The organism is Ruegeria sp. S263 (genome assembly GCF_056780525.1).
Genome location: NZ_CM165558.1, coordinates 2,014,830 through 2,041,100 on the forward strand (window position 1 = coordinate 2,014,830; position 26,271 = coordinate 2,041,100).

At 56.3% G+C, this 26,271-nt stretch carries 29 protein-coding genes; 15 read left to right on the forward strand and 14 right to left on the reverse strand.

From position 1 onward, the window contains the following. Window positions 1–23: 23 nt before the first annotated feature. Window positions 24–698 carry a PAS domain-containing protein gene (locus ACT2B1_RS10035; protein WP_481667675.1) on the reverse strand — a complete coding sequence of 225 codons (675 nt, stop codon included), beginning with the start codon at window positions 696–698 and terminating at the stop codon, window positions 24–26. Between the two features lie 256 nt (window positions 699–954). On the opposite strand from ACT2B1_RS10035, the gene ACT2B1_RS10040 reads away from it, so the two are divergent. From ACT2B1_RS10040 to ACT2B1_RS10090, 11 genes are all read left to right on the forward strand, one after another. Beyond that, window positions 955–1,833: a YicC/YloC family endoribonuclease gene (locus ACT2B1_RS10040; protein ID WP_481667676.1), complete on the forward strand. Its 879-nt coding sequence runs from the start codon at window positions 955–957 to the stop codon at window positions 1,831–1,833. Window positions 1,834–1,848: 15 nt separating this feature from the next. Further along, window positions 1,849–2,490 carry a guanylate kinase gene (gene gmk / locus ACT2B1_RS10045; protein ID WP_481667677.1) on the forward strand — a complete coding sequence of 214 codons (642 nt, stop codon included), beginning with the start codon at window positions 1,849–1,851 and terminating at the stop codon, window positions 2,488–2,490. Then, window positions 2,487–3,008, forward strand: a complete 522-nt coding sequence (locus ACT2B1_RS10050; RefSeq protein WP_171121442.1) for a gamma carbonic anhydrase family protein — start codon at window positions 2,487–2,489, stop codon at window positions 3,006–3,008. The genes gmk and ACT2B1_RS10050 overlap by 4 nt, the downstream gene beginning before the upstream one ends. Before the next feature lie 22 nt (window positions 3,009–3,030). Beyond that, window positions 3,031–4,077, forward strand: a complete 1,047-nt coding sequence (locus tag ACT2B1_RS10055; RefSeq protein WP_171121441.1) for an ATP-binding protein — start codon at window positions 3,031–3,033, stop codon at window positions 4,075–4,077. 196 nt (window positions 4,078–4,273) lie between these two features. Beyond that, window positions 4,274–5,314 carry a substrate-binding domain-containing protein gene (locus ACT2B1_RS10060; RefSeq protein ID WP_171121440.1) on the forward strand — a complete coding sequence of 347 codons (1,041 nt, stop codon included), beginning with the start codon at window positions 4,274–4,276 and terminating at the stop codon, window positions 5,312–5,314. Window positions 5,315–5,398: 84 nt separating this feature from the next. Then, on the forward strand, window positions 5,399–6,871 hold the full coding sequence (gene pstC / locus ACT2B1_RS10065) for a phosphate ABC transporter permease subunit PstC (RefSeq protein WP_481667678.1): 1,473 nt from the start codon (window positions 5,399–5,401) through the stop codon (window positions 6,869–6,871). Then, entirely contained in the window at window positions 6,868–8,229 is a 1,362-nt protein-coding gene (gene pstA, locus ACT2B1_RS10070) for a phosphate ABC transporter permease PstA (protein ID WP_481667679.1), read from the forward strand. The genes pstC and pstA overlap by 4 nt, the downstream gene beginning before the upstream one ends. Window positions 8,230–8,239: 10 nt before the next feature. Then, window positions 8,240–9,037: a phosphate ABC transporter ATP-binding protein PstB gene (pstB, locus tag ACT2B1_RS10075; protein WP_171240806.1), complete on the forward strand. Its 798-nt coding sequence runs from the start codon at window positions 8,240–8,242 to the stop codon at window positions 9,035–9,037. A gap of 16 nt (window positions 9,038–9,053) precedes the next feature. After that, window positions 9,054–9,764 (forward strand): phosphate signaling complex protein PhoU, encoded by a 711-nt coding sequence (phoU, locus tag ACT2B1_RS10080; RefSeq protein WP_171121436.1) that lies wholly within the window; start codon window positions 9,054–9,056, stop codon window positions 9,762–9,764. Between the two features lie 3 nt (window positions 9,765–9,767). Further along, on the forward strand, window positions 9,768–10,457 hold the full coding sequence (gene phoB / locus ACT2B1_RS10085; RefSeq protein WP_171121435.1) for a phosphate regulon transcriptional regulator PhoB: 690 nt from the start codon (window positions 9,768–9,770) through the stop codon (window positions 10,455–10,457). Window positions 10,458–10,580: 123 nt separating this feature from the next. Next, window positions 10,581–11,810, forward strand: a complete 1,230-nt coding sequence (locus ACT2B1_RS10090) for an acyl-CoA dehydrogenase (RefSeq protein WP_481667680.1) — start codon at window positions 10,581–10,583, stop codon at window positions 11,808–11,810. 168 nt (window positions 11,811–11,978) lie between these two features. On the opposite strand, the gene ACT2B1_RS10095 is transcribed toward ACT2B1_RS10090, so the two are convergent. Continuing rightward, window positions 11,979–12,848 carry an acyl-CoA thioesterase gene (locus ACT2B1_RS10095; RefSeq protein WP_171240808.1) on the reverse strand — a complete coding sequence of 290 codons (870 nt, stop codon included), beginning with the start codon at window positions 12,846–12,848 and terminating at the stop codon, window positions 11,979–11,981. A 246-nt stretch (window positions 12,849–13,094) separates the two neighbouring features. Here ACT2B1_RS10095 and ACT2B1_RS10100 point away from each other — a divergent pair, with 246 nt between their 5' ends. Further along, complete coding sequence (locus ACT2B1_RS10100; protein ID WP_171240809.1) at window positions 13,095–13,700, forward strand: 2-hydroxychromene-2-carboxylate isomerase; 606 nt, start codon at window positions 13,095–13,097, stop codon at window positions 13,698–13,700. A 90-nt stretch (window positions 13,701–13,790) separates the two neighbouring features. Here ACT2B1_RS10100 and ACT2B1_RS10105 read toward each other — a convergent pair whose 3' ends face one another. Beyond that, the gene (locus ACT2B1_RS10105; protein WP_171240810.1) at window positions 13,791–14,609 is read right to left on the reverse strand and encodes an SDR family oxidoreductase; all 819 of its coding nucleotides are present in this window, start codon (window positions 14,607–14,609) and stop codon (window positions 13,791–13,793) included. A 389-nt stretch (window positions 14,610–14,998) separates the two neighbouring features. Between ACT2B1_RS10105 and aroQ the strand changes: the two genes are divergently transcribed. Continuing rightward, entirely contained in the window at window positions 14,999–15,448 is a 450-nt protein-coding gene (gene aroQ, locus ACT2B1_RS10110; RefSeq protein WP_171121430.1) for a type II 3-dehydroquinate dehydratase, read from the forward strand. After that, window positions 15,445–16,194 (forward strand): helix-turn-helix transcriptional regulator, encoded by a 750-nt coding sequence (locus ACT2B1_RS10115; RefSeq protein ID WP_171240812.1) that lies wholly within the window; start codon window positions 15,445–15,447, stop codon window positions 16,192–16,194. Before aroQ ends, ACT2B1_RS10115 begins: the two co-directional genes overlap by 4 nt. A 383-nt stretch (window positions 16,195–16,577) precedes the next feature. Here the strand turns inward: ACT2B1_RS10115 and tsf are convergent, their stop codons facing one another. From tsf to ACT2B1_RS10140, 5 genes are all read right to left on the reverse strand, one after another. Further along, window positions 16,578–17,453 carry a translation elongation factor Ts gene (gene tsf / locus ACT2B1_RS10120; RefSeq protein WP_171121428.1) on the reverse strand — a complete coding sequence of 292 codons (876 nt, stop codon included), beginning with the start codon at window positions 17,451–17,453 and terminating at the stop codon, window positions 16,578–16,580. A 76-nt stretch (window positions 17,454–17,529) separates the two neighbouring features. After that, on the reverse strand, window positions 17,530–18,327 hold the full coding sequence (gene rpsB, locus ACT2B1_RS10125) for a 30S ribosomal protein S2 (protein WP_171121427.1): 798 nt from the start codon (window positions 18,325–18,327) through the stop codon (window positions 17,530–17,532). 166 nt (window positions 18,328–18,493) lie between these two features. After that, entirely contained in the window at window positions 18,494–19,369 is an 876-nt protein-coding gene (gene olsA / locus ACT2B1_RS10130) for a lyso-ornithine lipid O-acyltransferase (protein WP_171240814.1), read from the reverse strand. Next, a complete protein-coding gene (gene olsB, locus ACT2B1_RS10135; protein ID WP_171121425.1) occupies window positions 19,335–20,090 on the reverse strand; it encodes an L-ornithine N(alpha)-acyltransferase in 756 nt (251 codons plus the stop codon). Before olsB ends, olsA begins: the two co-directional genes overlap by 35 nt. A 98-nt stretch (window positions 20,091–20,188) precedes the next feature. Beyond that, window positions 20,189–20,371 carry a DUF3553 domain-containing protein gene (locus ACT2B1_RS10140; RefSeq protein WP_170388360.1) on the reverse strand — a complete coding sequence of 61 codons (183 nt, stop codon included), beginning with the start codon at window positions 20,369–20,371 and terminating at the stop codon, window positions 20,189–20,191. A gap of 43 nt (window positions 20,372–20,414) precedes the next feature. On the opposite strand from ACT2B1_RS10140, the gene ACT2B1_RS10145 reads away from it, so the two are divergent. Beyond that, on the forward strand, window positions 20,415–21,011 hold the full coding sequence (locus ACT2B1_RS10145; RefSeq protein WP_481667681.1) for a histidine phosphotransferase family protein: 597 nt from the start codon (window positions 20,415–20,417) through the stop codon (window positions 21,009–21,011). Here ACT2B1_RS10145 and ACT2B1_RS10150 read toward each other — a convergent pair. The 6 genes from ACT2B1_RS10150 to ACT2B1_RS10175 form a co-directional block, all read right to left on the reverse strand. Beyond that, window positions 21,008–22,270 (reverse strand): glutamate-5-semialdehyde dehydrogenase, encoded by a 1,263-nt coding sequence (locus ACT2B1_RS10150; protein WP_171240816.1) that lies wholly within the window; start codon window positions 22,268–22,270, stop codon window positions 21,008–21,010. The two genes, ACT2B1_RS10145 and ACT2B1_RS10150, sit on opposite strands and share 4 nt — an antisense overlap. 25 nt (window positions 22,271–22,295) lie before the next feature. Continuing rightward, window positions 22,296–23,402: a glutamate 5-kinase gene (proB, locus tag ACT2B1_RS10155; RefSeq protein ID WP_171121422.1), complete on the reverse strand. Its 1,107-nt coding sequence runs from the start codon at window positions 23,400–23,402 to the stop codon at window positions 22,296–22,298. After that, complete coding sequence (gene obgE, locus ACT2B1_RS10160; protein WP_171240818.1) at window positions 23,390–24,424, reverse strand: GTPase ObgE; 1,035 nt, start codon at window positions 24,422–24,424, stop codon at window positions 23,390–23,392. Before obgE ends, proB begins: the two co-directional genes overlap by 13 nt. 37 nt (window positions 24,425–24,461) lie before the next feature. Then, window positions 24,462–24,998 carry a GNAT family N-acetyltransferase gene (locus tag ACT2B1_RS10165; RefSeq protein WP_171211500.1) on the reverse strand — a complete coding sequence of 179 codons (537 nt, stop codon included), beginning with the start codon at window positions 24,996–24,998 and terminating at the stop codon, window positions 24,462–24,464. A gap of 249 nt (window positions 24,999–25,247) precedes the next feature. Then, a complete protein-coding gene (gene rpmA, locus ACT2B1_RS10170) occupies window positions 25,248–25,517 on the reverse strand; it encodes a 50S ribosomal protein L27 (protein WP_010440093.1) in 270 nt (89 codons plus the stop codon). Window positions 25,518–25,528: 11 nt separating this feature from the next. Next, window positions 25,529–26,146: a 50S ribosomal protein L21 gene (locus ACT2B1_RS10175; protein ID WP_171240819.1), complete on the reverse strand. Its 618-nt coding sequence runs from the start codon at window positions 26,144–26,146 to the stop codon at window positions 25,529–25,531. Window positions 26,147–26,271 lie beyond the last annotated feature (125 nt).

Here is a 26,271-nt window from a genome sequence, read left to right on the forward strand (position 1 = left end):
GCAAAGGCCCGCTTTTTTGTTACTTAATCATCTCGCGATACAACCAGACGCAAATGGGATTTTGAGTGATCAAACTCCCTTTGTCCCTCGGCAAATCCTGCTGAGGTCGGTTCGATCTTCGTACGCGGTGATTGAACGGACGCCACTGTGCGAACCTTCTGACCAAGCACGCCGAACCGTCTGGGCGTGGCACCGATGGCGCCATTGCTGGCAAGTACGCCCAAGACGCGGCTTACGTCCCCTAAATCGCTTTTCAGTGGCAGCAGGATCATGCGCGCATCCAGATGGGCGCGCCCCGGTTTCCCAGCGCCTGCAAGTTCAAACTCGGCAATCGCAGGTCCTGCAAAAACCTGCTCCAATATCTCTGTAACCTGAGATCGTGCCGACGGTTCGAAAAAGGCGGTCAGAGGCATGCCCCGAACCTCCATCCCGGCAAGCCTGTTCAGATGACTGCCCGCAAGGCGAAACCTGGCCAGGCCGGGTGCTATGCGTTCGAGGATAAAGGTGTTTTCCAAAATGTTCTCAAGTCCGCGCGGATCAATCTGCGATCGCATTGGAATCTCGCCACCCGATAGCAGCGCGCTCCAATAAGCCTCAGCCTGGCGAATGGGCGAAAATATGCGGCCACTGTCAAAGCGATCCATCGCGATGATCTTTCCAAAGTTAGACCCGGACCCGTTTCCGAAAAAGGTTGTCATTTCATAGCCCTAACGCCAAGTGGCCATCATTTTCCTAAAATGCCAGATATCGGGGGCATCTTTCGAATGACCAGTTCTGACAGGGGCCAAACTGACATGGTTGGTGCCACTCTTGGAGGAATTCTTTAATGAATGGTTAACTTAGCTGTCTTCAGGCGAAACCCAGCAAACTCTTGCCCTGCGTGCTGTGATGGCATTAGGTGCGGTCAAGTATTCTGAGACGAGCAGCGACGAAAGGGCGGGCATGATCAGATCCATGACTGGATTTGCCTCTGGCAAGGGGGCGTTTGGGCCGCATAGCTGGACGTGGGAGTTGCGCAGCGTCAATGGCAAGGGGCTAGACATGCGCGTGCGTGCTCCGGACTGGTTGACGGGGTTAGAGGTCGCATTACGTGGGCAATTGTCCAAGGCCCTGAGCCGGGGAAGCGTCACGCTGTCCCTGCGGCTTAACCGTGATGAATCTGCGCCGGACCTTGTTTTGAACGAAGTCGCAATGGGGGCTGCGCTGGAGGCCCTGGCAAAAACGCAGCAAATGGCAGAAGCGCGGGATATCATGCTTGCCCCGTCGCGTGCTTCTGACCTTATCGCGTTAAAAGGTATGCTGGATGCAGGCAGCGACGTAGACGATCCTGCGCCATTGGTCGGACATCTAATCGCTGAGTTCCCGGGGCTTTTGACCGAATTTATCGCGATGCGCGAGACCGAAGGTCAGTCGCTTTCGCAAATATTGAACGGTCAACTGGAAACGGTGGCGGAATTGACAGAACAGGCTGCAATTCTGGCGGAGCAGCGAAAGGACAAGGTCGCAGAAACGCTACGCGAGAACCTGTCGCGCGTCATGGATAACGCGCAGGGTGCCGACCCGGACCGTGTTGCGCAGGAACTTGCACTGATCGCGGTCAAGGCCGATATCACCGAAGAAATTGATCGCCTGAAAGCGCATGTCTTGGCTGCGCGGGACTTGCTTGAACAGGACGTTGCAGTTGGCCGAAAGCTTGACTTTCTGATGCAGGAGTTCAACCGGGAGGCCAATACCCTGTGTTCAAAGGCGCAAAGTGCCGATCTGACTTCGGTAGGGCTTGAGTTGAAAGCCGTTATAGATCAGATGCGCGAACAAGTTCAGAACGTGGAATAACGACAGGAGCGCCAAATGGCGGATCGACGCGGCCTACTTATCATTCTGTCCTCGCCCTCTGGTGCAGGAAAATCCACATTGGCCAAACGGTTGATGCAGTGGGATACCGATCTGGAGTTTTCGGTCTCGGCCACCACCCGCGCGCCGCGTCCGGGCGAAGAACACGGTCGCGAGTATTTCTTTCTGACGGAGGATGCGTTCAAACAGCAGGTCGCCGAAGGGCAGATGCTGGAACACGCGCATGTTTTCGGGAACTTCTACGGCTCACCAGCCGGGCCTGTCCGCGAGTCGATCAACAGCGGAAAGGACGTTTTGTTCGATGTGGATTGGCAGGGTGAAGTTCAGATCCGCAACTCGGACCTTGGCAAACACGCGCTTTCGATCTTTATCCTGCCGCCCTCGATCCCGGAACTGCGCCGTCGGTTGGAAAGCCGTGGCCAGGACAGTGACGACGTGATCACCAAACGGATGCTCAAGAGCTGGGACGAAATCAGCCATTGGGGGTATTACGATTACGTTCTGGTCAATGACGATCTGGATTCGACGGAAGAAAAGCTGAAGACCATCGTCAGCGCCGAACGTATGCGCCGTATTCAGCAACCCAGCCTTCAAAACCACGTTCGCGCACTACAAAATGAATTTGAGGGCCTGTCATGACAATCTACGCCTTGGGCGAGCATACGCCGCAAATTCACGATGACACATGGGTTGCACCGGACGCCAACCTGATCGGTAAAGTGGTGATGGAGCAGGGCGCCTCGGTCTGGTTTGGGTCCACCATCCGCGCCGACCATGAAGAGATCCGCATCGGCGAAGGCAGCAATGTTCAAGAAAACTGCGTCATGCATATTGATGCAGGTTTTCCCCTGACTATTGGCAAGAACTGCACCATCGGCCACAAGGTTATGCTGCATGGCTGTACGATTGGCGAGAACTCTCTGATTGGAATGGGGGCGATCGTCCTGAATGGGGCAAAGATTGGCAAGAATTGCCTGATCGGGGCAGGGGCTTTGATTACGGAAGGCAAAGAGATACCGGATAATTCACTTGTTATGGGATCACCGGGCAAGGTTGTGCGCACATTGGACGATGCAGCCGCGAAGGGTCTGACCCTAAGCGCCCTGCATTACCAGAGCAATATGCGCAGGTTCCGGGATACGATGACGGCGGTCTGATTACCTCCAAGAGGTTTTTTCCATGTCAAATGACCAGCTCACCGAATTTGTCGCGGCCGTTCCCATGCCGGCTTTGGTGGTCGATCAAACGGAACGCATTATCGCCGCCAACACGCACGCCAAAACCTTGCTTGGCGCGGGGATCGAGGGTCGGCACTTCGCAACGATCCTGAGGCAGCCTCAGGTCATCGAAGCCATGGAGCAGAGCCTGCGCACAAAAGGGCCGGCGAAAACGCGTCATCTGGCGAACGACGGGGCGCAGGACACAACCTTCGAAGTTCAGTGCCGGTATATGAACGGCGTCGGAGCGGTTTCCGGCGGCGCTGTGTTGGCCATCTTTCAGGATGTCACCCATCTGGAGCAGGCCGGTCAGATGCGTCGTGACTTCGTTGCCAATGTCAGTCACGAGCTGCGAACCCCTCTGACCGCCTTGATGGGGTTCATTGAAACCCTACGGGGACCTGCCCGTGACGATGCCGTCGCGCGCGAGCGGTTTCTTAAGATCATGACCGAGGAAGCCAACCGCATGAACAGGTTGGTGGGTGATTTGCTTTCATTGAACCGGGTTGAAAGCGAAGAACGCGTCCGCCCGAAAGAGCAACTGGAACTGACGGGAATGATGCAGTCGATTTTGAACTCGGTACGTCCTTTGGCCGAGGACGCCGGTGTCGAACTGACCCTTTCGGCGGATCAGGGGCCTGTTACGTTAACCGGTGACAGCGATCAGCTGCGTCAGGTTTTCACCAACCTGATCGAAAACGGAATCAAATACGGCGGCAGCGGTGGAGTGGTCAAGGTACGCATCACGTCCTCGGACCGGGATACGGCGATGCGTGGTCCTGCTGTAAGGGTACAGGTCATCGACAAGGGGCCGGGAATCGATGCGACACACTTGCCGCGTCTGACTGAGCGATTCTATCGCGCCGACAGTCATAGATCGCGTGAGCTGGGCGGAACGGGGCTGGGCTTGGCCATTGTGAAGCATATTGTAAATCGCCACCGTGGTCGCCTGCGCGTGGAAAGCGACCTTGGAAAAGGTTCTGTGTTTACAGTTATTTTGCCGCGATAACTCGGTTCAGATTCTGTCTATGGTCGTCCAATTTGTCAGTTTTTGGCCGATATTTCTTTCGTAACGTCACCTTCAAACAAAGCAAGGTGTCATAAAAGCGTTACAAACCTGTCACAAAAGGCTTACGCACGGCTCTTAGGGGTGCCGCAGGATCATCATGGGGGTGATCAAATTCTATCCTTTCAGGGAGACTGAAATGTCCTTTGTAAAACTGTCGGCTTCGGCTCTTGCCATCTCTGCAATCTCGGCCACTGCTGCCGCTGCTCGTGATCAGGTTCAGGTAGCTGGTTCTTCGACCGTCCTGCCTTATGCTTCGATTGTTGCTGAAGCCTTCGGTGAGAACTTTGACTTCCCGACACCGGTTGTTGAATCGGGCGGTTCGTCGGCTGGCCTCAAGCGCTTCTGCGAAGGTGTTGGCGAAAACACCATCGACGTTGCCAACGCATCGCGCGCTATCCGCGAGAAAGAAATCAAAGCCTGCGCCGAAAACGGTGTAACGGACATCATCGAAGTTCAGATCGGCTATGACGGCATCGTTTTCGCATCCGACATCAACGGCAACTCGTTCGAGTTCACGCCGGAAGACTGGTACAAAGCGCTGGCAGCCAAAATCGTCGTGGACGGTGAAGTTGTCGACAACCCCAACAAGACCTGGGCCGACGTGAACCCGGACTTCCCGGCGCAGCCGATCGCAACCTTCATTCCGGGCACCAAGCACGGCACCCGTGAAGTGTTCGAAGATAAGGTTATCTTGGCTGGCTGTGAGCACCTGGGCGATTTCGAAGTGTTCAAGGCAGCTGCCGGCGACGACAAGAAAGCAGCCGAGAAACAGTGCATCGCGATCCGCACCGACGGCGTGTCGGTCGACATCGACGGCGACTACACCGAAACTCTGGCCCGTATCGACAGCAACAAGGACGGCATCGGCGTCTTTGGTCTGGCCTTCTACGAGAACAATACCGACAAGCTGCAAGTTGCGACCATGTCGGGCGTTGTTCCCTCGACCGAGTCGATCGCATCAGGTGAGTATCCGGTTTCGCGTCCGCTGTTCTTCTACGTGAAAAAAGCCCATATCGGCGTGATCCCCGGTCTGAAAGAATATGCTGAGTTCTTCGTCGCGGACGAGATCGCAGGCCCCGACGGCCCGCTGGCAGAATACGGTCTGGTCTCGGATCCTGAACTGGCGAAAGTACAGGAAACAGTTGCGAACGAAACCGTTCTGGGCGGCGGTTCCTAATATATCTTGTGAACGGAACCGGGGCGTAATATTCGCGCCCCGGTTCTTTTTGACTCCTCCACTTGCGATACCATCGGAGTTCTCATGGCATTATCCTGGCTGCTGCTTATCCTGCTTGCGCTGGCAGTGATCGGTTTCTTCACGGGTCGCTCCCGTGCCTTGGCAAGCGCAGGAGGAGACGCGCGCGATTTGCATTCGCTGCCGTCCTATTATGGGTACAATGTCGGCCTGTCAGCGTTGGTTCCGGCACTTGGCGTTTTGATTGTATGGCTTCTTGCCCAGCCGATGATCGTGAACAGTACGGTTTCCAGCCTTATCCCCGAGCAGTCGATCCCAGAAGGTTCTGATCGCGGCCTCATAATGAGCGAAGTACGTCGTGTGGCCGTTGGGTTGGATGGGGCAGTCGCCGCAGGCGCAATGACCGAAGCGCAGGCCCAAGACGCGAATTCGGATATTGATCAACTGACGGCAACACTAAAGGACGCCGGGCAGGTACTGACACAGGAGATTTCTCAGCCGATCCTGATTGCGGCGCAAAAATACCGCAGTATGACGTCGACCGGATCGGTTGCCATGCAGGCCATTGTTCTGGCTGTCGCACTTTTGGGGGCAGCGTTCGCTTATATCCGCACGCATAAAGAATTCCGCGCCCGTAACGTGGTCGAGCAGGCGGTTCTGGCGCTACTGCTGCTGGCGGCCTCTATCGCGATCCTGACAACCGTGGGCATCGTTTTGTCGATGCTCTTTGAAACGCTGAACTTCTTCCAGCTTCATTCGTGGAAAGACTTCTTCTTTGGCAGTACTTGGGCCCCCAACTTCCGTGGCGGGTCAGAGCTGTCGATCCTTCCGCTGCTGTGGGGTACGCTCTATATCTCGTTGATTGCGTTGCTGGTCGCGGTACCGATTGGCCTGTTCGCGGCGATCTACCTGTCGGAATACGCCACGGGCGCGACGCGCGCTGTGGCGAAACCGCTGCTTGAAATCCTAGCCGGTATCCCGACCATCGTTTACGGTCTGTTTGCCCTTTTGACGGTCGGCCCCGCATTGGTGTCGATGTTCGGCGAAGGCGGTGCGCTGGGGGTTGGCTGGATGGCCAGCTCGAACGCGGTGCTGACTGCGGGGCTGGTAATGGGCATCATGCTGATCCCGTTCGTGTCCTCGCTGTCGGATGACATCATCAACGCGGTTCCGCAGTCGATGCGCGATGGGTCGTTGGGATTGGGTGCTACAAAGTCCGAAACCGTGCGTCAGGTGGTTCTGCCCGCCGCTTTGCCGGGTATCGTGGGTGCGATCCTGCTGGCCGCCAGCCGCGCCATTGGTGAGACAATGATCGTGGTTATGGCCGCCGGTGCAATCGCCAAGTTCTCGGGCAACCCGTTCGAGGCGATGACGACCATCACAACCCGGATCGTCAGTCAGTTGACCGGCGATACCGACTTTGCCAGCCCTGAGACGCTGGTGGCTTTTGCGCTGGGTCTGACCCTGTTCATCATCACGCTGGGGCTGAACATCTTCGCCCTTTATATCGTACGCAAATACCGGGAGCAGTACGAATGACCGATATTTCCCAAACGCCTGGCGCTGCTCCTGCTGCAAAGCCCAGGGGTGGCTCACTGTTCGAGAAAGACGCGCGCACCAAACGCCGTAATGCCGCCGAGGGTCGGTTCAAGCTGTACGGAATTGCCGCCATCGGGATCGGCCTGCTGATGCTGATCATTCTGGTCACGAATATCGTGACAGCAGGCACCGGCGCCTTCCAGCAGAGCTTTCTTGAGCTGAATGTCGAACTAAAGGCCGACAAGCTGGACAAGAAGGGCAACCGCAACATCGAAGATATCAAAAAGGTCTCGACCTTCGGTTACGCCCCGCTGATTGCCTCGGCGCTTGAGGCCGAAGTACAAAAACTTGGCATTCAGACGGATCTGAAACCCAAAGATATGGGTAAGATCCTGTCAAAATCGGCGCAGGCTCAGTTGCGGAACTACGTGATCGCCAACCCAGATGAGATCGGCAAAACCGTCAGCTTCCGCTTTCTGGTCAACAGCCGCGTCGATGGGTATATGAAAGGCCGCGTCACCCGTGAGTCCATCGCCAATGACAAAAGCATAACGGCTGCACAGTTGGATTTTGTAGATCAACTGCGGGACGCGGGTGTGCTGTATAAGGCGTTCAACCCCGATTTCATCTTCGGCTCTGACGCTTCAGACCAACGGCCCGAGGCCGCGGGGATCGGTGTGTCTATGCTGGGATCGCTGTTCATGATGTTCGTGGTGTTGGCTTTGGCGCTGCCGATCGGTGTTGCGGCCTCGATCTATCTTGAGGAATTTGCGCCACAGAACCGGCTGACAGATATCATTGAGGTGAACATTTCGAACCTGGCCGCCGTCCCGTCGATTGTGTTTGGTATTCTGGGTCTGGCCGTGTTCATCAACTATATGCACCTACCGACCTCGGCGCCGCTGGTGGGCGGTCTGGTGCTGACGCTGATGACGTTGCCGACGATCATCATCTCGACACGCGCGTCGCTGAAGGCGGTGCCGCCGTCGATACGCGATGCAGCCCTTGGGGTAGGGGCCTCGAAAATGCAGGCTGTGTTCCACCATGTGCTGCCGCTGGCCGCTCCCGGCATTTTGACCGGGACCATCATTGGTCTGGCGCAGGCGCTTGGCGAAACCGCACCGCTGCTTTTGATCGGGATGGTGGGCTTTATCGCCTCGAACCCGCCGGATGGGATTGTGGCGGGGTTCCTATCGCCGAACTCGGCCATGCCTGCACAAATCTACGAATGGTCCAAACGCGCTGACCCTGCTTTTTACGAACGTGCTTGGGGGGGAATCATCATTCTGTTGATCTTCCTCGTGACAATGAACACCATCGCGGTACTCCTGCGCCGCCGCTTTGAACGCCGCTGGTAAGGGGCTAATTATGAACGATATGACACGAGTGGAGAGAGCCGTGGACTCCAAAGCTATCAAGATCGCCGCGAACAAGGTTCAGGTCTATTACGGCGACACTCACGCCATCAAGGACGTGAACGTTGAGATTGAAGAAAAAACTGTGACAGCGTTCATTGGCCCGTCGGGTTGCGGCAAGTCCACTTTTCTGCGCTGTCTGAATCGGATGAACGACACGATCGACATCTGCCGGGTTGAGGGCGACATCTTGCTGGATGGTGAAGATATCTATGACAAGCGCGTTGATCCGGTGCAGCTGCGCGCCAAAGTGGGTATGGTGTTCCAGAAGCCGAACCCGTTCCCCAAGTCTATCTATGACAACGTGGCCTATGGCCCACGCATTCACGGCCTTGCCAAGAACAAGTCGGAACTGGACGAAATCGTTGAAAAATCCCTACGCCGTGGTGCGATCTGGGATGAGGTCAAGGATCGTCTGGATGCCCCCGGCACCGGCCTATCCGGTGGTCAGCAGCAGCGTCTGTGCATCGCACGCGCCATTGCGACTGCACCGGAAGTCCTTCTGATGGATGAGCCGTGCTCGGCCCTTGATCCAATTGCAACCGCACAGGTCGAGGAACTGATTGACGAGTTGCGTTCGCGCTATTCGGTGGTGATCGTGACCCACTCGATGCAGCAGGCCGCACGGGTCAGCCAGAAAACTGCGTTTTTCCACCTTGGGAACCTCGTTGAATTTGGCGAGACAGGCCAGATTTTCACCAACCCCGAAGATCCCCGCACCGAAAGCTACATCACCGGCCGGATCGGTTGAGGACAGGTATCAGATCATGACTGAACAACATATTGCATCCGCTTTCGACCGCGATCTCGAAGCGATTCAGGCCCACATCATGAAAATGGGCGGTCTGGTTGAGGCCGCCATCATGGGCGCCGCTCGCTCGCTGGAATCACGAGATGAAGAGCTGGCCCAGCAGGTCCGCGCAGGCGACAAGGCCATCGACGCGCTGGAAGAGTTGATCGACGAAGAAACTGCGCGTCTTATCGCCTTGCGGGCGCCAACGGCCAGTGATCTGCGTCTGGTGCTGTCGGTGCTAAAGGTTTCAGGCAACCTGGAACGTATTGGGGACTATGCCAAGAACATCGCCAAGCGCACTACGGTTCTGGTCAATGCGGGTGAGATCAACGGCAGCGCTGCGGCTCTTCGCCGTATGGCCCGCGAGGTTGAACATATGCTGCGTGACGCGCTGGACGCCTATATCCAACGTGACGCAGAACTGGCCACCGATGTCATCAACCGTGATGAAGAGGTGGACCAAATGTATAACGGCCTCTTCCGCGAGTTTCTGACCTTCATGGCCGAAGACCCGCGCAACATTTCTTCCTGTATGCACTTGCATTTCATTGCCAAGAACATCGAACGCATGGGCGACCACGTCACCGCCATTGCCGAACAGGTTGTCTATCTTGTCACGGGTGAACGCCCCGCCGAGGCGCGACCCAAGGCCGATATCACGTCGCACACCCCGCAGGAGATCTGACACATGTCCGCCGACCAACCCACCGTTCTTGTGGTCGAAGATGAGCTGGCACAGCGTGAGGTGCTGGCGTACAACCTTGAGGCCGAGGGGTTTCGGGTGGCCAAGGCCGAGAACGGGGACGAGGCCCTGCTTTTGGTCGATGAGGACAGTCCGGACATCATCGTTCTGGACTGGATGATGCCAAATCTCAGCGGGATCGAGGTTTGCCGCAGGCTAAAATCAAGGCCCGATACGCGTTCCATTCCGATCATTATGCTGTCTGCTCGCACGGAAGAGGTCGACAAGGTGCGCGGTCTGGAAACCGGAGCGGATGACTATGTGGTCAAGCCATATTCGGTTGTCGAACTGATGGCCCGGGTCAGAACTCAACTGCGGCGCGTACGGCCTGCAACAGTGGGCATTAGGCTGGAGTTCGGTGATATCATACTGGATTCCGAAACACATAAGGTCAGCCGAGACAGTAAACCTCTGAAGCTTGGCCCGACAGAATTCCGTCTTCTGAGCACGTTCATGGAAAAGCCGGGGCGTGTTTGGAGCCGTGAGCAGCTATTGGACCGCGTGTGGGGCCGCGATATCTATGTCGATACACGGACGGTAGATGTGCATATCGGACGGTTGCGCAAAGCATTGACCCAACATGGTGGCGAAGATCCTGTTCGCACCGTACGCGGTGCAGGTTACGCTCTGGGGTAAAGCCGGGCAGGGGACACGCGTAATCGACCATGAGAAAAACTCATGGTTGGTTGCGAATCTCTTACTGTCATTTGAAAGGCTGACAGGTTAGTTTGCGCCCAGATATTTGAGCGGAGACACACCATGAACGCCCCCAATACGAAGCCCACCTTGCGCGCCAAAGATGCACCGGACTTGGGGCAATTCGCCTGGGACGATCCATTCCGTCTGTCTGATCAGTTGACGGAAGACGAGCGGATGATTTCCGACAGCGCGCGGGCTTATGCGCAGGAAAAGCTGCAGCCCCGAGTCACCGACGCCTTTCAGAACGAAGAAACCGACCCCGAGATCTTTCTGGAAATGGGTGAAATGGGCCTGTTGGGGACAACGATCCCTGAAGAATACGGTGGCTTGGGCGGGGGATACGTTTCCTATGGTTTGGTCGCCCGTGAAGTAGAGCGCGTGGACTCTGGTTATCGTTCGATGATGTCGGTTCAAAGCTCATTGGTGATGTACCCGATCTATGCCTATGGCAGCGAAGAACAACGCCGAAAATATCTGCCCAAACTTGCCAGCGGTGAATGGATTGGGTGTTTCGGGCTGACCGAACCGGATGCTGGTTCAGACCCGGCCGGTATGAAAACCCGTGCCGAAAAGATTGACGGCGGCTATCGGCTGACCGGCAGCAAAATGTGGATTTCGAACTCTCCGATTTCGGATGTCTTCGTGATCTGGGCCAAGTCGGATGCGCATGACGGTAAAATTCGTGGGTTCGTTTTGGAAAAAGGCCTCAAGGGGCTGAGTGCTCCGAAAATTCAAAACAAGATGAGCTTGCGTGCGTCGATCACTGGTGAGATCGTTCTGGATGGTGTCGAAGTGGGCGACGATGCTTTGTTACCGCATGTGCAAGGTTTGAAAGGCCCGTTTGGCTGTCTGAATCGCGCACGCTATGGAATTAGCTGGGGCGTCATGGGCGCAGCCGAGGCTTGTTGGCATGGCGCACGTCAATACGGCTTGGACCGAAAGCAATTCGACAAACCTTTGGCCCAAACACAGTTGTTCCAACGCAAGCTAGCTGACATGCAGACCGAGATTGCGTTGGGGTTGCAGGGCAGTCTGCGTGTCGGTCGTCTGATGGATCAGGCCGAAGCAGCGCCTGAGATGATTTCGATCGTCAAGCGCAACAACTGTGGTAAGGCGCTTGAAATCGCACGCATGGCCCGCGACATGCATGGCGGCAACGGGATTTCTCTGGAATTCCAGGTGATCCGCCACATGGTCAACCTTGAGACGGTAAACACCTATGAAGGAACGCATGACGTGCATGCCTTGATCCTCGGACGCGCGCAAACCGGATTGCAGGCGTTTTACTAAGGGGATTTTACTGTTGAATCGCAGGATGGAAGTCCTGCGATTTTTCATTGTAGGGCTGCAATGATTGTTCCGCATAATCTGTATTATGGTTAAATTGTGAATATGCGGCGTTAGAAAACAGCCGTACAAACAGCATTTGCCTTGGAAATTTGTTGTTAAAACAGAATCTTACGAGCTCCTTTGGACTTTCCGCATTAACCCTTCCTGAGCAACCGATGCCACCAGGATTCCGTCTTCGGAATAGATTGAGCCTCGATTAAAATTCCGGCCTCGTCCGGTCCACGGGGAATCCATTGAGTATAAGTGCCAGTTCTCGAACCGCACCGGGGCGTGAAACCACATGGCGTGGTCAAGGCTTGCGCCATTAACTTCGCCTGTGAACCAGCTCAGCCCATGTGGTCGCATCCCAGAACTCAACAGGCTCATGTCGGACGCATAGGTCAATAGTAATTGTTGCGTTCTTTCATCTGCTTGCTTTGCGGCATTCATGCGCATCCACATTTGGTTGCGATCGTCTGTTTTCTCTGGTTTCAAAGGATGCACATGGTTGACTTCTCGCACTTCAATTGGACGTTCACGCATCAGTTCGCCATGCAATCGTTCCGGAAGCGCGCTCAGGTATTTTTCCTTTAGCTCTGTGCGTGCTGGATAATTTTCCGGCTTTTCCAGTTGCGGCATATCATGCTGATGATCCCAGCCTTCGTCGCGCACATGAAACGATGCGGACATGTTCAGGATTTGCTTTCCGTGTTGAATTGCAACGACCCGGCGCGTTGTAAATGAACCTCCATCTCGGGCTCTATCAACTTGATAAATAACAGGTATTGATGGATCGCCAGGTCGAATAAAATATGCGTGTAAGGAATGGCACAGCCGTTCGTCCACTGTGCGATACGCGGCGGCAAGCGCCTGGGCAACCACCTGCCCGCCGAATATCCGTGTGGATGTTTCGCCGCCTGACCCTACGCCCCGATAAAGGTCAACTTCCAATCTTTCGAGGTTCAAAAGGTCTATGAGAATACGTTCTGCCTCGGTCATACGGGGTCTCCAATTGGATTTAAGACATGGCGTAACAGCCTAGCCCGTTTCGTTCAATAATTGCCCTGACTGAATGCCGTAGGGTGAATCGATTTCATGAGGCATCACTAAGCAGATCGGCAGGAAATCGGCGGAATTCGCCTGCTGTCGCACTTTAAGGGCATCAGTCTGTTAAACTGTTAGCAGTTGGAGAATCATTTGCTTGTGGTGAGTGCGTAGTAGCCATATTCCTTCAGGAGGAAGAACATGTCGCAAGCCATAGATTTTATTTATGATTTCTGCAGTCCAAATGCGTTTCTTGCGCATAAGATACTGCCGGAATTGGCCGACAGACACGACGTGGAAATCAACTTGGTGCCAGTGTTGCTGGCAACAGTTTTCAAGGCCACGAATAACCAAAGCCCGTTTCAGGCCTTTTCCGACATCCGTCAGAAAAGTGCTTACCTCACGCATGACCTGCACCGTTTTGCCAGACGTCGCGGTTTGAGTTTCCACATGAGCCCGCACTTTCCCGTAAACACGAAATTTGCCATGCGGGGTGCAGTTTATGCCAAGGGAAAATCATGGGAAAACAAATATGTAGATGCCTTATTTGACGCGATTTGGGTGCATGGCCAAAAGGTTGATGAGCTTGGCGTTTTGATGGATATCCTACAGGAAAACGAATTGCCTGTTCGCAAGCTTCGCGAGGCGATGACAAGTGTCGAGGTCAAACAGCAGCTTAAGGATCAAACAAAAGCTGCTGTAAGAAAGGGCGTATTCGGTGTGCCTACGTTCTTTGTTGGGTCTGAGATGTTCTTTGGAAAGAACAGCCTTGGCAACCTTGAACTAGAGCTGTCCGGTCCGTCGTGATTAATTGTCGCCCGTTGGCCGAAGTGCGTATGCTCAAACTGTTAGTCAGTTTAAAGGCTCGGAAACTTCGGCATCTACCGCAACATAGTCTTAGAGGGCCTCAGCGAAGATGTTTCCAGCGGTCACCACGTTAATGCCACCTGAAACCGGAATGACGGCTCCGGTTACATAGCTGCCGCCGCGCCCGCAGAGAAACAGCATACAACCGGCAATGTCTTCTTCGCTGCCGACCCGGCCAAGCGGAACGGATTTCCCTACTTTGGCCCTTACGTCCTCGTCTGCAGTCGCGAACGCTGTCATTCGGGAAACAAACGGCCCCGGGGCCAACGCGTTCACGGTGACATTGTATGGTGACAGTTCCTTTGCCATGATCTTTGTCAGGTGCAGAACCGCCGCCTTCGATGCCGAGTAGCTATAGGCACCGTCCCCCATTGGGACCTCTCCCATCACGGATCCGACGTTGACCACGCGGGCAGGATCATCGGGCGTGCCGGACTTCATCAGCATTGGCAACAGTTTTTGGGTCAGGTCAAAAATCCCGGCGACGTTTACAGACATCACTTTGTCCCAGGCTTCGTAGGGAAACTGCCCCATCGGCGCGCCCCAAGTAACGCCCGCATTGTTCATAAGGATGTCGAGTCTTTCCGTCCGCTTCCCAACCTTGGACACCATGTCATCGATACCCTCTTTGGTGCCGACGTCGCCTCCGAACCCTTCGGCGCTGCCCGGGGCATCCAGGGCATTCAACTCCTCTGCCACGGCTTCGCAGGCATCGCGGTTTCGCGAGGCGATCAGAACACGGGCCCCTGCCCTAACCAAGGCTTCGGCGGCCATGCGCCCAATTCCAGTCGCGCCACCTGTCACGAGCGCTGTTTTGCCGTTCATTGAGAACAACGTTTCTGGGGTCATGATCTTTCTCCTCCGAGCTTTGGTTGGCGTGCAAAGACTGCCGCGATCCGGCGCGCAACTGCAATTTGAAGGTGCGCTTGGCCGGGATCGTGATGTTTTTTGCGGTGACGCCAGTGTTCTTTCTGATTGGATAACAGGGATAACGGGGACGACATGCAAGCATTACTCAACGTCGCGCCTGAAGGAGCGTGATCTTGGTTTCGCTGACACCGTTGGACAGTCGCATCTTGGGTAAAGCGGTTTTCGTCGTAGCGCGCAGCTCGGGAAGGCGAACAGCCGCTCCATGGAACTGTGTGGGAAGGGCCATTCCCTTATGTTCGAAAAATTGCAGGCGGTGGACATTCCTACCTTTTCGCGTTTATGAACTTGTAAACAGGAACAGTGAGATAATGCACAAAGCTCTGATTTTAAACGGTCCGAACCTAAATCTTCTGGGCACGCGTCAGCCTAAGGTTTACGGTAGCACCACGCTTGAAATGATTGAAAGCTTGTGTGTGAAACACGGCAATTCTGTCGGTTTGGACGTATCGCATTTCCAATCCAATCATGAAGGTCAGCTTATTGATGCAATTCACGTTGCCAAGGGCACCCAGCACGGAATCGTTCTGAACGCTGGAGCGTATACGCATACGTCGATCGCGTTGATGGATGCCATCGCATCAGTTGAGTTGCCTGTTGTCGAAGTACACCTGTCCAATATCCATGCGCGTGAAAGCTTTCGGCACAACTCGTACATTGCGCGTGTGGCAATCGGGCAAATTTGCGGGTTTGGACCGCAGAGCTATATATTGGCACTGGATGCATTGTCTGCCCATTTGAACGCAAGGGCTTCTACATGAAGCTAGCAGAGTATCTCCATTTTCTCAGCTATACAAAAACGCTGGAGGAGCTTTGGGACGCTCATTGCAGGCAAATGGCCGAGTATGGTTTCGATCGCCTGCTCTATGGGTTCACGCGCTATAGAACTGAAACGTCGCTGGGTGATCCCGAAGACTTTGTGATCCTGACCAACCATGGCAGGGATTATCTGGACGGGTTCCTGCGGGATGGTCTGTATTTCAACGCTCCGATGCTGAAATGGGCACTGCAGAACGAAGGCGCCGGTAGTTGGAAAATTACTCAGGACATGATGGAGGACGGCACGCTTACAGAGCTTGAGCGCAAGGTTATTGAGTTCAATCGTTCCAAGGGTGTTGCGGCCGGTTATACGGTCAGCTTCAATTCTGTATCTATGCGCTCGAAGGGTGCAATCTCTCTTTCAGGCTGCGGCTCGCGCACACAGGAAGAAGTTGATGAGGTATGGGCCGAGCATGGCGAAGACATTTTGTTGATGAACAATGTCGCGCATCTCAAGATTTTGACCCTGCCCTACAATGCCCCCAACCGCGCGCTGACTAAGCGGCAGCGCGAAGCTCTGGAATGGGTGGGTGACGGTAAAACGACGCAGGACATTGCCCTGCTGATGGGGCTGACCGCAGCGACTGTCGAAAAGCATCTCAGGCTTGCACGCGAGTCGCTTGCCGTGGAGACGACGGCTCAAGCTGTTCTCAAAGCATCGCTGCAAAACCAAATGTTCATTATGTAGGCAAAATCGCTGAGTTATTGACGCTTCTCTGCGTCAATTTACCCTAGGTAAGGAAAACATGACTTCCCGAATCTGAGCGTTTGGTTGCAAAGTGATATTGTTCCGTGAGTGGTGGCTTTAGCCTGGGAACATTTGGTCGGATCTTTGCAATAACAAAGCTCTTTGATCGCTCTGGCAAAGGGGCGTCTATTCGTCCACGTACCTATGTCGGAAATTGTGGGGGGCCTCGACCATCCCCATCATGCGGGGCCCCTCATTCTAACCAATGAGTACAGGACACTTCGGTGTCCTTTTTTATTTGCGCAAGCAAAAGGCCGGCCACGCAATGCGTAACCGGCCTTTGCAGTTATCTCAGAACCCCAAAGCAGGTCCTGAGATCAAATTTAGCCCTGAGCGGCTTTGGCAACTTCGGCTGCGAAGTCTTCTTTTTCGACAACGATGCCTTCGCCAACTTCCAAACGGATGAAGCCGGTGATGGTTGCGCCCGCCTCTTTGGCCGCTGCTTCAACGGTCAGGTCGGGGTTCACAACGAATTGCTGGTTCAGCAGAGTCGATTCCGCCACGAACTTCTTCATGCGGCCTTCGATCATCTTCTCGATCACCTGCTCGGGCTTGCCGGATTCGCGGGCGATGTCCATCTGAACCTGCTTTTCCTTCTCGACAACCGCCGGATCCATATCGGCTTCGGACAGAGCTGCAGGGTTCACAGCCGCGATGTGCATCGCAACCTGCTTGCCGATCGCTTCGTCGCCACCGGTCAAAGCGACCAGAACGCCGATCTTGCCCATGCCGTTGGTGGCCGCGTTGTGGACATAAGACACAACAGTGTCGCCCGACAGCTTGGCCATGCGGCGAACCGACATGTTTTCGCCGATGGTGGCGATCTTGTCGGTCAGTGTGTCTGCAACGGTCTTGCCACCCAGGTCAGCCGCCAGCAGTGCGTCAACATCAGCAACGCCTTCAGCCGCATAAGCGATCTTGCCAACCATTTCCTGGAACTCGGCGTTCTTCGCAACGAAGTCGGTTTCAGAGTTCACTTCGACAGCGACACCATTGCCGCCGTCAACGTGAACAGCAACCAGACCTTCGGCTGCGGTACGGCCCGATTTCTTGGCCGCCTTGGCCAGACCTTTGGTGCGCAGCCAATCAACGGCCTCATCCATGTTGCCGCCGGTTTCGGTCAGTGCTTTTTTCGCGTCCATCATGCCTGCGCCGGTCGAGTCGCGCAGTTCTTTTACCATTGCTGCTGTGATTGCCATTTTTGGCTCTCCTCAATTCAAACGGAATTGGGGCAGGTCATACCCTGCCCCATATGTCATTTACGTGACGGGCAGCTTACGCTTCGGCAGGGGTTTCTGCGTCGGCTTCTGCGGGCGCTTCTTCCGCAACGGCTTCTTCAACCGGAGCTTCTTCGAACGCGCCCAGGTCAACGCCTGCGGCACCCATCTGAGCGGTCATACCGTCCAGAGCTGCACGTGCGGCCAGGTCACAGTACAGGCCGATTGCGCGGGCTGCGTCGTCGTTTCCGGGGATGATGTAGTCCACGCCGTCGGGCGAGCAGTTGGTGTCGACAACAGCCACAACCGGGATACCCAGCTTGTTGGCTTCGGCGATGGCCAGTGCTTCTTTTTTGACGTCGATGACGAACAGCAGGTCAGGAACCCCGCCCATTTCGCGGATACCGCCCAGCGAAGCCTGCAGCTTAGCTTGGTCACGCTCCATGCCCAGACGCTCTTTCTTGGTCAGGCCTTCGGCACCGGATTCCATCGCTTCGTCGATCTGGTTCAGACGATTGATCGACTGGGAAACGGTTTTCCAGTTGGTCAGCGTGCCACCCAACCAGCGGTGGTTCATGTAGTACTGAGCCGACTTTTCAGCCGCTTCAGCGATCGGGCCAGCGGCCTGACGCTTGGTACCAACGAACAGAACGCGGCCACCTTTTGCAACGGTGTCACGAACGGCCTGCAGCGCCTGATCCAGCATCGGAACGGTCTGGGTCAGGTCCATGATGTGGATGCCATTGCGCGAGCCGTAGATGAACGGGCCCATGCGGGGATTCCAACGCTGTGTCTGGTGACCAAAGTGAACGCCAGCTTCCAACAGCTGACGCATGGTGAACTCGGGAAGAGCCATGCTATTTTCCTTTTCCGGTTTACGCCTTGGCGGGGGTGAAAGAAGCGGATGCTCCAACCGGCGGTCCTGATGAGGATGTCTCCCTCAAAAAGCCCAAACCCCGCCTGCGGGTTTGAATGGCGCGCGTATACGGCAGCTTTAATAGCAACGCAAGAGGCTTTTGCCCTTATTTTTCAAGCTGCGCCAGACTGTGTGCGTGACGAACCGCCGCTTCGCAATGCGCCGCCAGTTCTTTGCGGTTGGCGAAGTCGCTGACCTTAGCGGGTGTGTGGTAAATCAATTCGATAGAGCCCTGACGCCGCGCCCCGAGTGTTTTCAGCAGATGCGGTCCGAAATCCATGTCCCCCCACCATCCGTAAAACCTGTCTGGCTCCCCTTGGGGCGCGTGATAGATCACCGAAACCGGCTGTACGTACATGAAATCACGTAGTTCATCTGTGAAGAACGCCGCAAAGAGCGTTGTTTTAAATGGCAAAACGCGCAACCCGTCCGTCGATGTGCCCTCGGGGAAGAACAGCAATTTGTGACCGGCGGTCAAACGCTCTTGAAAAAGAAGCGTCTGTTCGCGCGCCTTTTTGCGGTTTCTTTCGATGAAAACCGTGCCAGTTGCGCGGGCCAGCCAACCGATGCCGGGCCATTTGGCGACCTCTGCCTTCGACACAAAGTATACTCTTTTGCGCGCGTTCAGCGAAAAAATGTCCAGCCAGGATGAGTGGTTTGCGACAACCGCTCCGCGCTGCGTCATCAATTCACCGGACCCTTTGAACCCGATGCCGAGAATACGCAGGGCATTTCGACAGACGAATTGCGTAATGAACGGAGTCACTGGGCGACGTAGCCCGAAAAAGGGGATTTCGATCAGACGCAGGACGAGAAGGATGGCAAGGCCGCCAAGCAGCAACACAACCAACGGTACACCCCGTAGGATGGCAAGCGCCCAGCCCGAAACGCCAAGTTCGATGGGGTCAGGGGCATCTTCGCTGTGCCAGGACGATTCACTCAACGCTTCATGCTCCGCTATAAATTCGCCGTTGGCGTTCATTCATGCGCGCCGTGTCGAGGATCAGGCACACATCCGTTGTGTTAAAGGTGTGGTCGATAAACGCCCCCTCGCCCACGAACCCGCCCAGTCGCAAATAGGCTTTGATTAGGGCGGGCACTCGCACCATGGCCGCGCGACGATCCAACGCGTCCGCGTCGACGATATTCATAGACTGAAACACGTCAGGTTGCGCCCGGACCCTTAAGTCCGGTGGGGCAAGATGGTTGTGATGCAGCATGGACAGAGGCTGCGCCAAAGCCTGCACATCGGTGCCGTGAAAGCTGGCAACGCCGAACAGAACTTCGATCTGTCGTTCTGACACATACCTCGCCAGACCATTCCACAGATGGTACATCGCCGTACTGCCCCGATAGTTGGGGTGCAAGCAGGAACGGCCCAGTTCCAACAGCCTACGGCCGCTGTCTCTCAGGACGGTCAGATCGTATTCGTCTTCGGAATAGAATTGACCCAACTCTGCGGCACGTTCGCCCGGCAACAGCCTGTAAACACCCACAGTTTCGCCGGTCTGGTCGTCGATGGCTAGCATGTGATCGAAATAGGGATCGAAGCGATCCCGCTCAAGCCCAGCCTCGTGGTCGACCATCTCTCCGCCGCCGCCCAGCTCCCGCACGAACACGTCATATCGAAGGCGCTGCGCAGCGCGCAGTTCGGCCTCTGTCTCGGCAAGTTTGACGGTGAAGGATGGGCCCGCGTCCGGCATCTGATGTTCCGTGTTGTTTCAGCGCTGATACCGCAGGTTTCGGGGGGATGGCAACATAGGGTAAGACCGACCGGACGTTAACCTTTCCTAAACCAGTTTCACGGATCAAAGACAGGCATCAGGGCGATGCGCGATCCGTCAATCACCACTTTCCCCTGCTCGCGGAAGTTAACGGTGATTTTGCCACCGATGTTGGACTGCACCTGTCCAATGCCCCAATCGGGGAAATCGGGGTGGCGGACATACATGCCCGGTGCAAGAATGGCATTGAGGTCTGACATGACTGGGCTCCGGGTCCGGTGGCAGATACAGCAGGAGGTACGCATGAGCGCTACAGACGTCAACCTGGCCGAACTGATCGGCTCGCGGATCTGCCACGACCTGATCAGCCCAATTGGCGCGATCACCAACGGGCTGGAACTGCTGGAGATGGTTGGCGGCACGCAAGGTCCAGAGATGGAACTGATCGCGGGCAGCGTGGGCAGCGCTGGGGCGCGGATAAGGTTCTTTCGCGTGGCCTTCGGGTCCACAAGTGATCAGCCCCTTGGCCGGGCTGAAGTCGCCGAGCTTTTGAACGATGTGGAAAAGGCAGGTCGGGTGCGCGTGAGCTGGCATCTGACCGAAGCCGTTCCGCGCAATCAGGTCAAACTGGCGTTTCTGGCGATGATGTGCTGCGAAAGCGCGATGCCACTGGGCGGAGAGGTCAACGTGCAAAATGACGGGCTAAACTGGGTCATCACAGGCGTTGCCGACAGGCTCAACCTTGATGGTGGCCTTTGGAAAAACCTCCCGACGGGCCGTTTTGTAGACAAAGTGACCCCGGCGCAGGTTCAGTTCGCCCTTCTTCCGGATGCGGCCGCTGCAATGGGGCGACGGGTTGCTGTAGAGACCACTGCAACCCGAATTGTGATCCGGTACTAACTGCGGACGGTGCCGTTGCCGCGCACCAGATATTTGAAACTGGTCAACTGAGCCGCCCCCACCGGCCCACGTGCGTGCATTTTACCGGTGGCGATCCCGATCTCGGCGCCCATCCCAAACTCACCGCCATCAGCAAATTGGGTCGAGGCGTTGTGCATCAGGATCGCGCTGTCGAGGCGTTCAAAGAACCGGGCAGCGGCCTGCGTATCTTCGGTCATGATGCAGTCGGTATGGTTCGAGCCGTACTGACGGATATGCGCGATGGCCGCGTCGATATCCGCGACGGGCTTGGCGGCGATGATACTATCGAGGAATTCCTTTCCCCAGTCTTCATCGCTGGCGGCTTGCGTGCCTTCGACGGCCAAGGCGCCCTCGGCATGAACCTCGACCCCGGTGGCCAGCAAGGCGGCGATGACATCGTGGCCCAGCGTCTCGGCCACATCCTGATGGATCAGCAGGCATTCGGCAGCACCGCATATCCCCGTCCGGCGGGTCTTGGCGTTCAGCACCACGTCGAGCGTTTTGGCCGGGTCCGCAGCTTTGTCGATATAGATGTGCACGATCCCTTCGAGATGCGCAAAGACCGGTACGCGGGCTTCGCGTTGCACCAACCCAACCAGACCTTTGCCGCCGCGCGGGACAATGACGTCGACATAGTCGGTCATTCGCAACAATTCCTGAACGGCCGCCCTATCCCGTGTGGGGACTAACTGAATAGCGTCTTCGGGCAGGTTCGCGGCCTTCAATCCTTCGACCAGGCAGGCATGGATCGCGCTCGAAGAGTGAAAGCTCTCGGACCCGCCGCGCAGGATCACGGCATTCCCTGATTTCAGGCACAAGGCACCGGCATCCGCCGTCACGTTCGGGCGACTTTCATAGATGACGCCAATGACGCCGAGCGGTGTACGCACGCGCTGAATGTTGAGGCCGGACGCCATGTCCCATTCGGAAAGAACCTCACCGACTGGGTCAGCTTGATCAGCCACGGTTAGCAGCCCATCGACCATACCTTGCACACGGGCTTCGTCCAGCATCAGACGATCCATCATGGCCGGGCTCAGGCCCTTTTCGCGCCCGAACTCGAGGTCTTTCTTGTTGGCTTCGACGATCTCTGCGCGACGTGCCCATACTGCATCGGCCGCCGCGATCAGGGCGGCGTGCTTACGCTCGGCACTGGCAAAGGCCAGTTCGGACGAAGCGGCCTTCGCCCGTGCACCGAGATCAGCCATCAGGGCGGGAATGCTGTCAAAATCCTTCATCTCAGGTGCCTTTCTCGTGTGTTTTTCATAGCGCCAGGTCGTCCCGGTGGATGAGAACAGCGCGGCCGGGATAGCCCAGCGTGGCTTCGATCTCTGACGACTTGCGGCCCTTGATTGCGTCCGCCTCTTGCGCGGTATAGCGGCTGAGTCCTTGGGCCAACCGCCGCGCCTGTGGGTCGATGATTGCCACAGGATCGCCGCGCCCGAAATCTCCGGTCACTTCGACGATACCCGCTGGCAGCAGGCTTTTGCCATTGCCAAGGGCCCTCGCCGCGCCCGCATCAACCACGATTTCACCACGCGGTTTCATGGCCGAAATCCAGCGTTTGCGCGCCGCGTGCGGATCGACCGTTGCGGTGAACCATGTGCAATTGGCACCATTTTCGAGTGTTTTCAGTGGGTTCAGTGGTGAACCTTCGGTGATTGCCATATCGCAACCTGCCGCCGTCGCCATCTTAGCCGCCAGCAATTTGGTTTTCATCCCACCCTTGGACAGGCCCGAACCGGCGTCACCCGCCATTTCTTCAATCTCTGGCGTGATTTCCTCGATCACGTCATAGCGTGTGGCCGAGGCATCCTGAACAGGGTTGCCGGTATAGAATCCATCCACGTCCGACAGCAGGATCAACTGATCTGCACCGACTGTAACGGCGATCTGGGCAGCCAGACGATCATTGTCGCCGTACCGGATCTCATCCGTTGCGACCGTGTCATTCTCGTTGACAATCGGCACCACGCCAAGGCTTAGCAATGTCTCAAGCGTCGCGCGTGAGTTCAGGTAGCGGCGGCGGTCGGCGCTATCCTCCAAGGTCACCAGAACCTGTGCTGTCGTAATATTGTGCGGGGTCAGCGCCTCTTCATAGGCGCGGGCCAGCCGGATTTGACCAACGGCGGCCGCGGCTTGTGATTGTTCCAGAGGCAGGGCATCCATAGGCAGCCCTAAGACACCCCGCCCTAAGGCGATCGACCCGGACGACACCAAAATGACGTCAGTCCCCTGCCCCTTGAGCCACGCTACGTCCTGTGCCAGTGAATGCAGCCAATCTGAACGCAACAACCCTGAATTTCGGTCCACCAGCAAGGCGGACCCGATCTTTACAACCAGTCGTTTCGCCGACGTCAGGGTTGCCAAGGTGCGGCCTCCTCGGCGGGTTTGTGGCGCACGCGGTTGTCATCAATTTCGGCACGTAACGCACGCAGCACCTCGGTCACGCCCAGATGCGCAACACCGGACATGGCCATGACGGGGCGGCCCACCGCTTCTTCCAGTTCAGCCTTGGCTAGTTCTTGTTCTTCGTCATCTAGTGCGTCGACCTTGTTCAGCACCGTGATCCGAGGTTTCTCGGCCAGTTCTCCGCCATAGGCCTCAAGCTCGTGAATGATGGTGCGGTAATCTTCGGCCACGGATTCCGAGGTGCCATCGACCAGATGCAGCAACACGGCGCAGCGTTCGACATGGCCCAGAAAGCGGTCGCCAATGCCGCGCCCCTCATGCGCGCCTTCGATCAGGCCGGGGATGTCGGCGACAACAAATTCCACGTTATCCACGGCTACAACGCCCAGATTGGGGTGCAAAGTAGTAAAAGGATAATCCGCGATTTTGGGCCGTGCGTTCGAGGTCGCCGCCAGAAAGGTCGATTTGCCCGCATTGGGCATCCCCAACAGACCGACATCGGCGATCAGCTTGAGCCGCAACCAGATGGTGCGGTCGATCCCTGCCTGCCCCGGATTGGCCCGGCGCGGCGCCTGGTTGGTGGCCGACTTGAAATGCAGGTTGCCGAAACCGCCATTGCCACCCTTGGCCAGCAGCACGCGCTGCCCGACCTCGGTCAGGTCGCAGATCACGGTCTCTTCGTCTTCGTCCAGAATTTCGGTCCCAACAGGCACGCGGAGGACGATATCATCGCCGTCCTTGCCGGTACGCTGCTGGCCGCGGCCGGGTTGGCCGTTCTTGGCAAAGAAATGCTGCTGATAGCGGAAGTCGATCAGTGTGTTCAGGCTGTCTACAACCTCAACCCAAACGGAACCGCCTTTGCCGCCATCGCCGCCATCAGGGCCGCCATATTCAATGTATTTTTCGCGCCGGAAACTGACGCAGCCGCCCCCACCGGCCCCGGACCGGATGTAGACCTTTGCAAGATCGAGAAATTTCATGTCTGTCCCCTACTGCAAAGGCCCCATCGGCCACAAGTCAGAGTTTCTTTGTATATGTCCAGGTGGGCACATTTGCATCGCGCGCCACCGAATAGCTTTCCGCATCGCCCAGATATTCAAACCCACAATGGGTCAGAACCCGCGCCGAGGCAGGGTTGTCCTGAAATACACTGGCGAACATGTTGGCGTTCTCCAACGGGTTGGAGTTTACCAACGCTTCTACAGCCAGCGAAGCGACGCCCGTGTTCCAGTAGACGGGCGCGACCCAATAGCCAACTTCGGATTGGTTGCGATCCAGTCGCGTCAACGAAATCAGGCCGATAAGCTCGGGGCCGCCATCCTTGGTCGCGTCCATGGCCCAAACATCCTCGTCCCGGTCATCAGACATGGCACGGGTCACAAAGGCTTCGGTCGATCCAGGCGGCAGCGGATGTGGGATTGCTGTCGTCATCCGCGCCACGCGTTCATCACCTGCATAGTGTTCAATGAGACCCATATCCGACCGGCGCAACGGGCGCAGGTCGAACCGCTCGGTTTCTATCACCGGCTGGTTTATTATTGTCTCAAGCTTCATGAGTGCGTTCCTCCTCCGAACAACACGTAAATTGCGGACGCAACAGTGAAACCAATTAACGCCCACATCAGATATTTGCGGCCCAGACGATCTTCAACCGCATGGGCAATCCGTCCCTGAAACAGGGGCGGTATGGTGCTTGCTGCGTGTGTCATCGGGCTCATAGATCAAAACTGTGTTAAAAACGAGAAAGGGGACCGGCATTTTCTGCCGGTCCCCCATTTATTTCTAAACCTTATGGGTTTCGGCTTACTCTGCGGCCTCCGCCACTGGCAGGACCGAAATAAAGGTGCGGTTCTTGAGTCCCTTATGGAACTTCACGGCGCCATCAACAGTTGCAAAGATTGTGTGATCCTTGCCCATGCCTACGCCTTCGCCCGGCCAGAACTTGGTGCCGCGCTGACGTACGATGATGTTGCCTGCGATGGCCGCTTGGCCACCATAGAGTTTTACGCCAAGGCGACGACCCGCTGAGTCGCGACCGTTACGGGAGGAACCGCCAGCTTTTTTATGTGCCATTCTCTCTCTCCTTAGCCTTTGGCCAGTTCTTTGGCCTGTTCAACCCATTCGGGTTTCACTTTGACGGTGTCGATAGCAGCAATCTGCTCGTCCGACAAGGCGGCCAGAGCGGCAAAGCTCTCGATACCAGCGTCGTTCAGCTTTTTGGCGGCGGCGGGGCCGACACCGTTCAGCTTGGTCAGATCGTCAGCGGCAGCAGCAGCGGGTGCTTCTGCTTTGGCTTCAGCTTTCTTCGCAGCGGGCTTTTTCGCCGCCGGAGCAGCTTCGCCAGCAGGCGCGGAACCGGTTGCGGCTTTGATGCCCGACTTGTCAGCGCCCGACGACAGGATGTCAGTGATCTTGACCAGAGTCAGTTTCTGACGGTGGCCAACGGTACGCTTCGAGCTGTGCTTACGACGGCGCTTGACGAACTTGATGACCTTGTCACCTTTGATCTGTTCGATCACTTCGGCCTGTACGCCTGCGCCTTCAACGAAAGGTGCGCCAACGACCGGAGCGTCACCGCCCAGCATCAGAACATCGTTGAATTGAACTTTTTCACCTGCGTCGGCAGCCAGCTTTTCAACGCGGAGGATATCGCCCGCCTGAACCTTGTACTGCTTGCCGCCAGTCTTGAGGACCGCAAACATTGCGTCTTTCCTTTGTCTAACCGCGTTCTGTGGTCCCCTTGCGGGCATTAATGGCCTCAGCCACCTCGAACAGCGCGCCCTTTTCGGGCTGTGTGACGACCTTTCGGGGTAACCCCTTAGGTCAA